Origin of the sequence: Maribellus sp. CM-23 (assembly GCF_021354595.1) — a bacterium.
GTDB lineage: Bacteria > Bacteroidota > Bacteroidia > Bacteroidales > Prolixibacteraceae > Draconibacterium.
The window spans coordinates 1,271,546-1,284,958 of record NZ_JADWYJ010000001.1; the positions used below are offsets into that span (position 1 = coordinate 1,271,546).

Here is a 13,413-nt window from a genome sequence, read left to right on the forward strand (position 1 = left end):
TAATTAGCTTTACGCTTCATTCAAAAAGACAGAATGTACAAACAGCCTTTATACGGAAAAGAATGGAGCTGGCGCAACGTTAAAATGGAAGCGCGAGATAACGATATGAATTTGCGGTGAAAACCGGGAAAAGGGATTTGTTGTGCTATCAACAGATCCCTTTTTTTATTGGAAATTGAATAGAGTCAATACAAAAATTAACAACAAAAAAATAAACAATCATGACCAGACAAAAGAAGATCTATCTTGATGAATCGGAATTTCCCAAACAATGGTATAACCTGGCACCCGATCTGCCAACACCGTTAAATCCGCCGCTCGGACCGGACGGAAAACCACTGACGCCGGAGATGCTGGCTCCCGTTTTCCCGATGAACCTGATAGAGCAGGAAGTGAGCCAGCAACGCTGGATTGACATTCCGGAAGAAATCCGCCAAATATTGATGCAGTGGCGCCCAAGCCCGCTGATCCGGGCCTACGAACTGGAAGCTGCTTTGGGAACTCCTGCCAAGATTTACTATAAAAACGAAGGTGTTTCGCCCGCCGGAAGTCACAAGCCCAATACAGCCGTGGCGCAAGCCTGGTACAACAAACAATTCGGGATCAAGAAACTGACTACCGAAACCGGTGCCGGGCAATGGGGCTCTGCCCTGTCGTACGCTTGTGCCCAGATTGGTGGCATCGAGTGTAAAGTTTTTATGGTGCGTGTAAGTTTCGACCAGAAACCATTTCGTAAAATGATGATGGAAACCTGGGGCGGAAACTGTGTTGCCAGTCCGAGTACCGAAACAAAGGCCGGCCGCGATATTCTGGCCCAGTTCCCGGATACTCCCGGAAGTTTGGGGATTGCCATTTCGGAAGCAGTAGAAGCTGCCGTAAGCGACCCGAAGGGCGAAACCCGTTATTCGCTGGGCTCGGTGCTCAACCACGTAATGCTGCACCAAACGGTTATTGGATTGGAAGCCAAAAAACAGCTGGCAAAAGTGGGCATCGACAAACCCGATATCGTAATCGGATGCTGCGGTGGAGGAAGTAACTTCGCCGGAATTTCGTTCCCGTTTATGTACGACAAAATCAATGGAGCAGATATTCAGGTGATTGGAGCTGAACCATTCAGCTGCCCGACGTTGACAAAAGCACCGTTTATTTACGACAACGGCGACGTGGCTCAAATGACTCCGCTGTTGGCAATGCACAGCCTCGGACACAATTTTGTTCCCGCTCCTATTCACGCCGGTGGTTTGCGTTACCACGGTATGGCACCGCTGGTAAGTGCTGCCCTGCGCGATGGTTTAATGGACGCGGTTGCCATTCACCAAAGCGAATGTTTCGAAGCTGGTTTGTTGTTTTCCAAAACCGAAGGTATTATTCCGGCACCCGAAACTACACATGCCATTGCAGCCACCATCCGCGAGGCTAAAAAAGCCAAAGAAGAAGGGAAAGAGAAAGTGATTCTGTTCAATTTCAGCGGACACGGTTTGATGGACCTTGTTGGTTACAACAAATACATGGCCGGCGCCCTGAACGATTATGAATACCCGGAATCGGAAATCGCGGAAAACCTGAAAAAACTGGAAGGTTACCCGCTACCGAAATAGGAAGATTCGAATATTGGAATCTCAAATATCAGAAGGGCGTGCTGTATTTGCAGCACGCTTTTCTTTTATGCCTGTATCAAAAAAAGGCGTAAATCAATTGCTCATTCTGTGTTGAAAGAGCCGATTCAATGTCTTCATAGAAATGACGAACACCTACCAGCTTTTCGGAAAGACGAGCTGCTTCCTCCGCCGGGAAAAAAGTACCACCTAACTCTGCGCTGTCAATGATTCCCTTTTTTACCTCCAGGCGAATCACAACTTCTTTGCCGTCGATTTCTACTTTGTTGTTAAAAACATACCGCGGCGAATAACCATAGCGCCAGTCCCAGGTCACAAATTTCTGATCGGCCAGTTCCTGAACGACAGTCTCATCTCCACTAGTTATTTCATAAAAAGTATTCCCTTCTTTTTTAAGCTGAACATCCAGCAGAAAACCGATAAACTCCTGAATGGACATTGTCTCCTTCAAAAAAGAAGAAATGTTGGCCACTTTGCTTCGGTTCGACTGAACGGCTTTGCTTTCGTATTTCCCGGCAACCACTTTTATCGACTGCCCCAGGCTCTCCAGATCGGAATTAAAAAGCAGCGTTCCGTGGTGCAACACACGGTTTTTAAAAACATGCTCTGCATTGCCCGAAATTTTCAGACCTTCAATCAGCAAATCGTTTCGCCCCGATGAAGTGGCTTCAATGCCCAGCAAAGCCAAAGCTTCCACCACCGGTTGCGTAAATTGCTTGAAACTGATTTCGGCCGGGCTTTTCACATTTTTGATAAAGGCAAAATTTACGTTGCCGGCATCGTGAAAAACGGTACCTCCGCCGGAAATCCGCCGCGCAACCGTGACATTGTTCGCGCGCACAAACGGATAATTGATCTCTGCCATTGCGTTCTGGTGTTTCCCCAACACTACAGTGTCTTTGCTTTGCCAAAGCATAAAAATATCATCGTCGAAATTCTTTAACAGGTACTCTTCAGCCGCCAGGCAATAAAAGGAATTGGTGTTTTTTAAATGAATGCAGATCATGCTGCTAATTTACAATTTGTAAATGAATGATCGGAAATGCCCCATAATATTCGCATAAAATCAAAATACCTTGGTTCCTCATCACTTTTCCCAACTTTCTTCGTTCTTATTTCAAACCCGGTTTATTTACATAAATTTTCTATTTGAAATAGATTTGTTCAGTCAAATCATAAAAAATATAATCATGAAAAAGTTAATTCTAGCCTCAACATTCCTTGTAATCACCATGCTCTTTTTCTTTCATTCAAAAGCGCAAACTTTACCAGATTCTGCGATTAAGGAAAAAACCCAATTTCTTATAAATCGAAAAATTGAGTTTTCCAATACTTCAGAAAAACAGGAACTGACAATAAAGGTGAATATGCAGAATTGTATGCTTGATCTCGAGATAAAAAGTTCAGTAAATAATGGAGAACTCGAAGTTGAGATTTATGATCCTGCAGGAAAGAAACAAGGAAGTTTCTCGGTTGGTTGTCAAATAAATACACAACCGAAGAATACAGACAAAACTAAGATCGACGATTTTTTTAATGGAAAAACAACATCTAAAAATTCACAAGCCAACAACGAAGAAGCCAGTGTTACACCGAACAAAAAAAATGAGCTAAGTGAATTTGTCTCAGGAAGAACATCGAAATCGATCAAAAATCCAATGCTGGGCGATTGGATTGTAAAGTTTTCCCCAACGAATGCTAGTGGTTACATTGTTGTCGCCAGCAGACAAGTACTATCTGAAAAATGATTATTCAATGAATTACAAAAGCTTCGTAAAAGGGAGTTCATTGTTATTACTGGCAAACTTGCTACTATTTCTCCATTCAAATGCAACGCATCGTATTGGGGGAAGTATTCAGGCAGACACAACGTGGAACTCAGTCATGTATATTTCACTAATTGGGAATTTGGATCAAATGAATTCGATGTCAAAACAGATGATCATTGATATATCTGACATTAACAAAGATCAGTTTTCTTTTTCTACCGACTATCTCCCCAAGGAAAATCATTTATACCGACTGCATCTTTCCAAAAAAGGAGATCCTCCGGCTTCCTTAATTATTGGAGGAAAAGATGAAAATCACATTTTCTTCATCGCCAACAGTGAGTCTGATATTTACTTTAACTGCAGGCATTCAGAAACCCTGTTTGGAAATGTGAACATAGAAAATTCACCTCAGAGTCGCCTTTTGAATGAAATCAACAGTATGCTGGCCTACCAGGACACTGTAAATTTATACGGCAGCTCTCTAAAACGGGAATTACTTCAAAATGCAATGGATGAGAAGCTTCGACAATTCGCCGATACCTGTTCTTACCCTTTGGTAGCACTTTATGCCCTTTACAAAAGCAATTTTGAATCTCATATTGAAACCAATCCAGGTTACTATATTCGCTTTCTGAGGAAATGGAAAAAAGAACGATCGCCTTATTTCAACGAATTCAGGAAGAAGGTTTCCGTAAAGAAAAGCCAAAATTATTATGCAGTGATATTTGGAGTTATGGGACTCCTTCTTGGTATTTTGTTGATGGTCTTTATATCAAAAAGAGCAAAACTACCATCAAAAAATATTCTTCAAGAGCTTACGATACAAGAGAGAAATATTTTTGCACTACTTCAAAAAGGAAAATCAAACAAAGAAATTTCGGAAGAACTGAATATCAGTTTAAGTACTGTAAAATCGCATATTAACAGCATCTTCTCTAAACTCAGTATCAAATCGAGAAAAGAAATTTTGGACATTCCATCTTTCACGAAATAAACAGGACCGTCTGCCAGCAGGCAGACGGTCCCATACGAATATTATAAACCTGCCAACTTTAAAGAACAGGCTTCAGCTTAACTTCCAACTGGGTTGAGAAAATATCGATATTTTGCTTTTGGAGTTCGCACTTTTCGTACGAAATATAACTGGCCGTAATGTCGTAATTCCCGGGCTTTACATCCTCGAAGGAGAATTCCCCGTCGAAACCGGTGTAACATTTTTTATCGGTCCCCTCCAGTTTTACTTCCACTCCCACCAGTGTTTCCCCGGTTTTATCGTCGGTTACGGTACCGGAAATGGAAACGCTGGCAACTTCGGCGTTGAGTACTTTATGTTCTTTCTCGTCGGCTGAAACCGCCAGAAAAAAGGTAAAAACCAGAATAATACTTAAAAGAGTTTTCATTGAAATGCGATTCGATAACTCAAGCAAAAGTATAGCTCATTCATTACATCCGAATTGCGATTTTATTACAAAACAATTAAAGATTTTAGGGGATCGGTTCAATATTCGGGCCCCTTAAATTTTCAAACATAAATTTGGTTCATATGGAATTTTAGCTGGAGCCACTCCAAGTGCTGTCTTATGTCATAAACCTTAATCTTTATCGGCAAGATCGATACACCAAACTGGGTTTCAAACTGGTTGATGGGTCGACCAATAGGCAACGCTACTGCACAGACGTTCCTTCAGGCTCCGCCTACAGGAAAATGCGTTAAAAAAGAAAAGTCATGCAGCGTTAAAAAAGAGAAGCTGTTTGAATCCCGATCTTAAAATCGGGATGAGTTTCTTTTCTTTTAGCGGAATGATTTTGACTTTAGCAATTTTCCTGTCAGCGGCGGCTTTTTTGAATACTTTTTCAGTCCCGAATGCTCGGGAGAAAAAGTATTTCCCGTCTGGAAAGACAAGGAACAAAAATAGTGACTGTTAAATCTCATCAATAATCCCTCAATAATATTAATTGATCCGACTCCTGTTTGAAAAAGATATACTCCAGTTGTTTTTGGAACTGAGTCAAAAGTTATCTAGACAAAAAGAACCCTAAAGGCTTGAAGAGACAGACTATTTAAACAAGTAAGGTATTTCTGTTATTGCTGATTTTTGGCTTATCAGCCGGATTTTACTATTTGTCATAACACAAATAGTAAACACAAAAGTCAAGGCTGCGCCCGCTTCACACGAAAAACTACATGTTGCCGGCTAAGAGTTCGAAACTCCCCCGAATGCTCGGGGTCAAACAACCGAACTCTTTTAACGCCGTCTTCACTTGTTTTTCGGCTCACCGGACGAGGCCATAGTATGCGAGTCGTTACAGTTCCTGATCGGGATTGCCTCGTTTTTTTAAGTAAAAGATGAAAGCTCGCAACAGAAAGAATAAGTAAAATAGTTATTGGCAATTTTCGTTGACTTCAACCTAATGATAAACTGATCTGTTTTTGAAGCCGGCACAAAAAAAACGTCTGCCTTTAAAAGGCAGACGTTCTATGCAGTGTTTTAATGACATCAAGTTTTAAATCCCGGTGTAGTCTCTTTCGTTGATTACCACACCCATTTCGTTGTAGCTTTTCCATGTCCCGGTTTTTTCACCGTCTTTGTAACAAAGTTCATACTTCAAATGGCCGTCTTCATCCCAAACGTACCAGTTTCCGTCTTTCTTACCGTCTTTGTAAGATGCCTGTGCTACTTTGGTACCTTTCAGGTTGAAAGTCAACCAAATTCCATGCATCTCATTTTTCCTGTAAGAACGAACTTCGTTAACCTGACCATCGTCAAAATACAACTTACATTCGCCGTCTTTCATGCCTTTGATGAAATTGGTTTCCATTTTCACCTGGCCGTTGTCGAAGTAAGTGGTGTACTTACCGGTGTAAAGTTCAGAATCCTGGTAATAAATACCATCTATTTCAGTCAGATTCTGAGCATTTACTGAAAACGCTATCAACAAAATTCCAACAAAAAATGCTAGCTTTTTCATGATAGCCTCCTTTTTTGATAATTGTGTTAACGTCATTCTAGTTAACGCAAAGTTAACAAAAAAGATACACGGCTTAATACTTCTGTAACATTTTTGCAACACATATGAAACAGGCACTTTGCTCAAAAAAAAGAGCCCCGGGCAAACCCGGGGCTCCAAGGAAGGTTCTACAACCTTCCTGCCATTAAACACTGCGTAGGCTTTATGTTTTTTTCACTAATGCGTCTTCGCGTGCTCCTTTTCTAGAAACCGTAACTTGTCCAGTCGAATACTGAAGTTGTTGCTCCGGTATTACCTGTAGCAAATGAAACATTATCTCCGTTTCCGTCTTCTTTCAACTGATTTCCGGTTACATCCTGAACAGTTAAACTGATAGAAGTAGCAGCATTCGCACCACCCCTGCTATCGGTCAGGTCAACAATATCTCCGGTAGTTCCACCAATGGCCAATGCATTGGTAATGGTAGCTGTAGCTCCACGACGAATTTTGATCACGTCATTCATTTCGTAAGCTGACTCGTTAACAATGGTCATGTTCTTGATCTTGAAGTTTGACTGATCAACGTGGTCCTCGCCTTTTCCGTCGAGGTTACCATCAGCCTCTACTCCACGCGGGTCTGATTCGGTAGAAGTGTAACCCGATTCCCAAACTCCGTAACAGTTGTCTAAGGTACCGGTCCAGCCCTGCGTAACATCAAACATGTCATCATCCGGATTTACAACCAATAGATTTTTCACGTTAACCGATCCGCCGAAAAACTCAACACCATCGTCCGCTCCATTGGGAATGTAAATATTTTCAATTCGGGTTCCGTTACCTACGCCATTCAGGGTAAGTCCATTATGCTCAACATCTTCGTTTGAGCGGGCGCCTGTATATTCCAGAATCACATAAGTCAAAACTCCGGAATTATCAGCAATTACGTTTCCTCCGTAAGGCAGGTCTTCGTTCACTTCTGTCTGTCCTTCAGTACCTGAAGTGGCACCTGAGATAGGAGCATAACCATTAATGATCAGGCCGCCCCAGTCAGCAGCGGCAGGTGAACTTGCTCCGGAAGTGAATTTTACCGGTTTGCCGGAAGTTCCTTCAGCGAATATCTGACCGCCTTGCTCTACGATTACATAGTTGGCAAAACCTTTGTTGGCCTTTATCACCGTTCCGGCAGGAATACGAAGGATTCCACCATCCTTGATACTCAGGGTTCCGGTCAGTTTGTACTCAATTGAGGCACTAAGCGATACCTCTTCAACAATATCACCTTTCAGTTCGTTTCCATCGAAGAAGTTTACATCCTCCTCGTCACTAGAGCATGCTGAGAACAACATTGCTACAACTGTAAGTGCAAATAATACTTTTTTCATTTTTAAGATTTTTAAAGAGTTGTGATTATTTTTCGTTATTTTCTTTACTTCCTGTCTAGAAATTATAGGATACTCCAAGATTAAAACTCATGCCTTTTTTGTAATCGCTCAGCACAATCGGATCGGCTCCGGCGGCGTTTGGTTTGCGGGTAAGTCTGAACGAAGGATCGAGCAGGTTGCGAGCCTTGAGGCTCAGTCCCCAATGCTTCTTATACTTTAATGAAGACACAAAATCGAGTGTAGGAACGCCATTTTCCACAATGTCCTGATAGCCACCCGCACCAACAGTATAAATACGCTCACTGAAATAGTTCTCCACCAGCGATGCAGTAAAATCAAGATCGGTTTTATGAAACTGGTAGCTTAGATCTGCATTCACAAGAAAGGGTGCGGCACCTTCCAGTTCGGTTTTCTTGTTTGTGAAATTCAGTCCTCCTTTCACCTCCACATCCGTTTTCAGGTAAGAAGCATTCACCCCCACACTCAGTTTACTATAGGTATCGTTATTGTCTTTCTGGGTGGAGAACAAATTCTTGCGTGCTTCCACTTCTACCCCGCCTATGATGGCGTTGTCGGCAATGTTTTCATAAGTAAGAAAACCGCCGGCACTGGCTTTTTCTATTCTTGAAATCGGGTCCTGAATGTATTTTCCAAATACGGCCACAGAAAACAGCTCGTCACGACTTAAAAAATAATCCCACTTCAGATCCAGGTTGTAGTTAGTGGATGGAATAAGGTCGGGATTACCTTGCGAGCTCCAGTTTCGCCCCACATAGCGGTAGGGTGAAATTTCTTTCGATTGAGGCAAAGTGTAAGTGCGGCTGGCTCCCAGGCGTACCACATTATCTTTGTTAAGACTGTATTTCAGGTTAAGACTTGGCAACAGGTAGAAATAGTCTTTGGTAGTATTACCAACGCTCGATCCCCGGTTTACGTCGTAGGCAACATCCAGGTAAACCAGATCGGCACGCAGTCCGGCATTCAGGATCAATGACGGATTCAGTTGATACATCAGTTCGGCATATCCTGAGTTGATGTATTTATCTACACTGTACGAGCTCTCAAATTCAGAGTTGATAAAGTCTCTGTTATCAAGTGCGGACTGATTAAACAGCCCATCGAGATCGATGTTGTTTTGGTCGATCTCAGGTTGGGTAACACGCTGGTTGTCCCACTCAATACCCTGAAAATCATCCACAGCAAAACGTCCTTTGTACCCTGCTTTTACAAGCGATACATTCTCTTCATCGTCGGTGAGTTTATAACTTATTTCAAATTGAACGTTGATATCTGCGACGTTTAGATCGGAGAAGAAACGTTGCTGACGCCCGGTTCCCTTGAGTAAATGGTATTTTCCATTCCCCAGATCGGAGAGATAATTAATACGACGGTCGGGTTCACTTCCCATCGTGTAGTTAAATGATGCTCCGGTGTTGGCGCTCAACCGGCTGTTAAACTGACGGTTCAAACGCAGCTGATTTACAATCAGAGTATTGTCATTAATTTGCTGACGACGGATTAATCCTTTGTAATCATCCACATCTTCGAAATTCGAATGCATTCCGTTATAATCCAGCATCGAACGGGTGTTCGAATGTATCACCATCGCGTTGTAACTCAGGTCGTAGTCTTTAAAACCATATTCCAGATTTCCCATTAACAAATGGGTAGTTTTTAGCTCAAACTCATCCGACATTTGATCACGAAAAACAGTACCCGAAGTTGTGGTGTTGCGCACAATTCCGTTCACATAGCTGTAGTCTGCGTCATAACTGCCAATCACATAAAAGCTCAGCATATCTTTGCCTGCGCCTGTTTTGTAACGTTTTCCACCTGCAAAACTAAGCGCCCTGTTTAGCTGAAGATTCTGGCTTGTGGGATTTAGTGAATTGCCAAAACTGTAAACAGCTTCGTTGGAAGGAGCCGTTTTGTTTTGCGCAAAACCCAAGGCGTTCACGCCATCGCTAAGCATAAACTCTTTCCCAAGAGTCTGTGTATTGACGCCCGCCGAAAGATCAATCCCAAACTCCGAATCTCCCAGCAGCTCCTTCGAACTGATGTTTATCTCGGCACCAGCTACATCACCTGTCATTTGGGCACTAAATACTTTGTTTACGCCGACAGCCTTAATCATGTCGGACGAAAAGAAATCAAGTGAAATGTTTTTGTACTCAGGATCTTCCGACGGAACCGGAAATCCGTTTAAAGTGGTAGCGTTAAAGCGGTCGCCCAAGCCACGAACGAAAACGTTCTTTACGCCTTCCTGCTTGGCAATACCCGAAACTTTGGTTACGGCGGCCTCTGCATCGCTGGCTCCCTTCCGGGATATTTCCTGGGCACCAATGGCCTGTGTTGCAACAACGGCATTTTTCTGCTCTGCCAGCAACATACTTTCCGATTCGCGGTTGGCCTTGGCCACTACCTGAACGCCTTCCAACTCGAGAGTGGCCGGCGAAAGCGCTACATTTAATGTTAATTCTTCATTCGGTTTTACCTCAATGTTCAATTCTTGTGAATCGTACGAGATAAAAGAAATCAGTAAGGTATATTTTCCGGCTTGAACTTTCTGAACCAGAAAATTCCCGTCGAAATCGGTAATGGTACCCTGCGAGGTCTCTTTTAACATTACCGTAGTTCCTATTAATGTCTCTTTGGTTTTTGCATCGATCACCGTTCCTTTTACCGAACCGGTTTGTGCCATAGCTGAAATCGCTTGAATTAGCAGTAAGATGCTAATAACAATTCTGTTCATACTCTAAAAATGTGCAGTGTTAATGTCTATTATTAATTCCGGGAGCAAAGCAAGACCAATAATATTACAAGGCGATTAATACCCCTTTAAACTATTATTACATTTGCTTAACAGAATTGCAACATCTCCACCACCCCTCACAAAGCACTGATAACATGCAACATACACAAACAAGACCAACGAAAACCAGCTTTTTCAGGTTGTACTTTGGCCCGCTGATAAATCAATTATTTATTAACAGAAAGGGGAAACTAAAACTGCACTTATTTAATGGAAAGCGAAAAAAGGAATTCCACCCCGCCTTTAGGACGATTTTTTACCGACACCCGGCCGTTGTGAAGATGAATGGCATTTTTAACGATCGCCAGTCCCAGGCCGGTTCCACCAGTGACACGCGAGCGCCCTTTGTCTACCCGGTAAAAACGCTCAAAAATACGTGGCAGATGTTCTTTCGGAATCCCGCCGCCCGTATCCGAATAAGAAAAATAATAATACCGTTCGTCGCGGTGATAGCATTTAATATGAATGCGGATTCCCTGCCCGCCATAATTTATCGAATTCTCCACCAGGTTCTGAAACACGGAAAACAGCAACGATTCGTTTCCGCTTATCACAGTATTCAGCTTCACCTCGTCGATGAACTCAATTTTATTGTGCTCGATCTTGCTCGAAAAATACTCGTAAACATCGTTGGTGATCTTCTTAATATCCACCTGTTTCATTTCGAACAGCTCGCCCGCGTCTTCAATATTGTTGATCAGCGAAATATCGTTGATCAGTACCGTTAGCCGTTCGGATTGAAAAAATGCCTTTTCCAGGAAATACTTTTGCTTTTCTTCCGGGATGGGCCAGTTTTCAAGAATCGTTTCCAGGTAGCCCCGGATGGACGAAAGCGGTGTTTTTAACTCGTGGGCAATGTTCGAGGTAAGCTGCTGCTTCATCAAGCGTCTCTTTTCCAGCCGGGTAACATCGGTAACAACCACCTCAAAACTGCGGTCGGCAAAAATGATGGAATAGATCCTGAAATACTTCTCTTCCTTCGAAACGGTATAATCGAGCTTGGGAACTTTATTTTCCAGATCAACTGCACCGGTTTCCAAATAAGCAGACAAAAATGAATGCAGTTTTTTAAACGACGAACTCTCCAGCATTTCGGTAGCCGAAACCACTTCCTTTTTCGAAAGCAGGTTCACCATTTCAATAAACTTACCGTTCGACAGCGTCATCACCTTTTGCGGCGAGAAAAAGGCAATTCCTTCATCCAGCGCATCGAGGTGATTAAAAAGCTTTTCCTTTTCCGTGGAAAGGTCATCTTTTGTCTTTTTCAGGTTGTTGTAAATCTGGATGATCTGCCCGCTGATAATGCCCAGTTCGTTGGCCGGAAATTTTGTATCGAAAGCCACCAGTTCGTTGCTTCCTGCTCGCACCGCAAAATCCTTCAGTTTGGTAATGGTATACGAAAGCTTAATGGTTACAAGTACCAGGATCAATCCGATAACCAGGAAAAGAACCACCATAAAAGTGATGAACTGTGTACTGGTTTTCAGAAAATCTTTTACGGTAACATCGAAAACAAGGGCGGCACGAATGTAATAATGCGGGAAAAGCCGTGCATAATAGTAGAACTCCTGGCTGGTGGTAGCCGAGGTACGAATGTTGGCACCACTCCCGTTGGCACGCGCCCTCATCACTTCGGGGCGGTTGTAGTGGTTCTCCATCGACGAATAGTCTTTCACAAAACTATCGTACAGCACCTTCCCTTCTTTGCTGATAACCGTAATACGTGGATTGGTTTCGGGAAGAATACTGATCAGATCAGCCAGATCGTTGACATGATTATCTTCTAGTAAATGGTTTCCCCGAATAAATTTATCGGTGATTTCGGTAATGTTGTCCAGTGTATTTTCGAGCCGCGCCCGCTTGTAGCTTTTTTCGCGCTGGTACTGGAATGCCAAAACCGTAATGGTGAACAGGACAAATACCAGGATGTAGTAGAAAAATATTTCGCCCCTGAATGATCTTTTCACTGTTCAGAAAATTAGCTATTGAAAACAGTATCCGTAACCCGATTTGCCTTTTATGTAAGCGCCGTATTCGCCAATCTTTTTACGCAAGCGCGCAATGTTAACATCCACATTTCGCTCGGTAACAATTACATCGTCCTGCCAGATACGTTTTAAAATCTCGTCGCGGCTAATGTATTGTCCCATGTTTTTAGCCAGCAGCGAAAGAATTTCGTATTCTTTTCGGGTCAGATTAACGGGCTCTCCTTCAATGGTGGTGATCTTCTTTCTCAAATCGATCTTCAGCTCTTTGAAGCTAATCACATTGGAATCATTTCCCACGCGGCTTCCTCTTTTCAGAATGGCCTTGATACGCGCCACCACTTCTTTAATCGAAAAAGGTTTTGAGATATAATCATCGCCCCCAACGTTAAAGCCGGTCAGCACATCGTTTTCTTCTACTTTTGCCGTCAGGAAAATAATGGGGACAGACAACTGCATCTCTTTCCGGATAACATTGGCCACTTTATAGCCCGAAACGCCTTCCATCATTACATCCAGCAAGAGAAGATCAAAATCCTGGATATTCTTTTTTAAGGCTTCTTCGCCCGAGTGGGCAATCTCGATTACAAAACCTTCGCTTTCGAGGTTAAACTGCAAGATTTCACACAGGTCTTTCTCATCATCAACAATGAGTATCTTGTATTCTTCTTCCATAGATGCAATTTTCGGCTTCGATATTTCCCTGATCAATCAAAGAAGTAATCAGCACTTTGATTTACAACGACGAAATTAATTAAAATAAGTCAGATTACGCCAGAACGATTCATCAGATTCAACTTGCAGTCAGCCATTGTATTTCGTATGTTAGCAAAAGGTTATCTATCCGTTACAGTTCTATTACATTTCTGTTACAAATCCATTACATTTATAGAGAAA

At 42.6% G+C, this 13,413-nt stretch carries 10 protein-coding genes; 3 read left to right on the forward strand and 7 right to left on the reverse strand.

Features of this window, described 5'->3' with window-relative positions; genetic code table 11:
- The first annotated feature begins 221 nt into the window (after positions 1-221).
- Complete coding sequence (locus INQ51_RS05075; protein ID WP_119437280.1) at positions 222-1,598, forward strand: TrpB-like pyridoxal phosphate-dependent enzyme; 1,377 nt, start codon at positions 222-224, stop codon at positions 1,596-1,598.
- A 76-nt stretch (positions 1,599-1,674) separates the two neighbouring features.
- Here the strand turns inward: INQ51_RS05075 and INQ51_RS05080 are convergent, their stop codons facing one another.
- Positions 1,675-2,622, reverse strand: coding sequence for a lipoate--protein ligase (locus tag INQ51_RS05080; protein ID WP_233376794.1), 948 nt, complete (start codon positions 2,620-2,622; stop codon positions 1,675-1,677).
- A 184-nt stretch (positions 2,623-2,806) separates the two neighbouring features.
- Here INQ51_RS05080 and INQ51_RS05085 point away from each other — a divergent pair, with 184 nt between their 5' ends.
- Positions 2,807-3,364: a hypothetical protein gene (locus INQ51_RS05085; RefSeq protein WP_233376795.1), complete on the forward strand. Its 558-nt coding sequence runs from the start codon at positions 2,807-2,809 to the stop codon at positions 3,362-3,364.
- A 7-nt stretch (positions 3,365-3,371) separates the two neighbouring features.
- Entirely contained in the window at positions 3,372-4,382 is a 1,011-nt protein-coding gene (locus tag INQ51_RS05090; protein WP_233376796.1) for a helix-turn-helix domain-containing protein, read from the forward strand.
- A gap of 58 nt (positions 4,383-4,440) precedes the next feature.
- On the opposite strand, the gene INQ51_RS05095 is transcribed toward INQ51_RS05090, so the two are convergent.
- From INQ51_RS05095 to INQ51_RS05120, 6 genes are all read right to left on the reverse strand, one after another.
- Positions 4,441-4,788, reverse strand: coding sequence for a carboxypeptidase-like regulatory domain-containing protein (locus INQ51_RS05095; RefSeq protein ID WP_233376797.1), 348 nt, complete (start codon positions 4,786-4,788; stop codon positions 4,441-4,443).
- A gap of 1,105 nt (positions 4,789-5,893) precedes the next feature.
- Positions 5,894-6,358 (reverse strand): toxin-antitoxin system YwqK family antitoxin, encoded by a 465-nt coding sequence (locus INQ51_RS05100; protein WP_233376798.1) that lies wholly within the window; start codon positions 6,356-6,358, stop codon positions 5,894-5,896.
- Positions 6,359-6,600: 242 nt separating this feature from the next.
- Positions 6,601-7,719, reverse strand: coding sequence for a hypothetical protein (locus INQ51_RS05105; RefSeq protein ID WP_233376799.1), 1,119 nt, complete (start codon positions 7,717-7,719; stop codon positions 6,601-6,603).
- Between the two features lie 55 nt (positions 7,720-7,774).
- Complete coding sequence (locus INQ51_RS05110) at positions 7,775-10,420, reverse strand: TonB-dependent receptor (protein WP_233376800.1); 2,646 nt, start codon at positions 10,418-10,420, stop codon at positions 7,775-7,777.
- Positions 10,421-10,734: 314 nt separating this feature from the next.
- The gene (locus tag INQ51_RS22605; protein ID WP_233376801.1) at positions 10,735-12,498 is read right to left on the reverse strand and encodes a sensor histidine kinase; all 1,764 of its coding nucleotides are present in this window, start codon (positions 12,496-12,498) and stop codon (positions 10,735-10,737) included.
- Positions 12,499-12,513: 15 nt separating this feature from the next.
- The gene (locus INQ51_RS05120) at positions 12,514-13,191 is read right to left on the reverse strand and encodes a response regulator transcription factor (protein ID WP_233376802.1); all 678 of its coding nucleotides are present in this window, start codon (positions 13,189-13,191) and stop codon (positions 12,514-12,516) included.
- Positions 13,192-13,413: the final 222 nt, after the last annotated feature.

Excerpts from the sequence above, each read along its gene's own strand:
- INQ51_RS05075 (WP_119437280.1), top strand. The coding sequence starts at position 222 with ATGACCAGACAAAAGAAGATCTATCTTGATGAATCGGAATTTCCCAAA.
- INQ51_RS05120 (WP_233376802.1), bottom strand. The coding sequence starts at position 13,191 with ATGGAAGAAGAATACAAGATACTCATTGTTGATGATGAGAAAGACCTG.
- INQ51_RS05090 (WP_233376796.1), top strand. The coding sequence starts at position 3,372 with ATGAATTACAAAAGCTTCGTAAAAGGGAGTTCATTGTTATTACTGGCA.
- INQ51_RS05095 (WP_233376797.1), bottom strand. The coding sequence starts at position 4,788 with ATGAAAACTCTTTTAAGTATTATTCTGGTTTTTACCTTTTTTCTGGCG.
- INQ51_RS05110 (WP_233376800.1), bottom strand. The coding sequence starts at position 10,420 with ATGGCACAAACCGGTTCGGTAAAAGGAACGGTGATCGATGCAAAAACC.
- INQ51_RS05105 (WP_233376799.1), bottom strand. The coding sequence starts at position 7,719 with ATGAAAAAAGTATTATTTGCACTTACAGTTGTAGCAATGTTGTTCTCA.
- INQ51_RS05100 (WP_233376798.1), bottom strand. The coding sequence starts at position 6,358 with ATGAAAAAGCTAGCATTTTTTGTTGGAATTTTGTTGATAGCGTTTTCA.
- INQ51_RS05080 (WP_233376794.1), bottom strand. The coding sequence starts at position 2,622 with ATGATCTGCATTCATTTAAAAAACACCAATTCCTTTTATTGCCTGGCG.
- INQ51_RS05085 (WP_233376795.1), top strand. The coding sequence starts at position 2,807 with ATGAAAAAGTTAATTCTAGCCTCAACATTCCTTGTAATCACCATGCTC.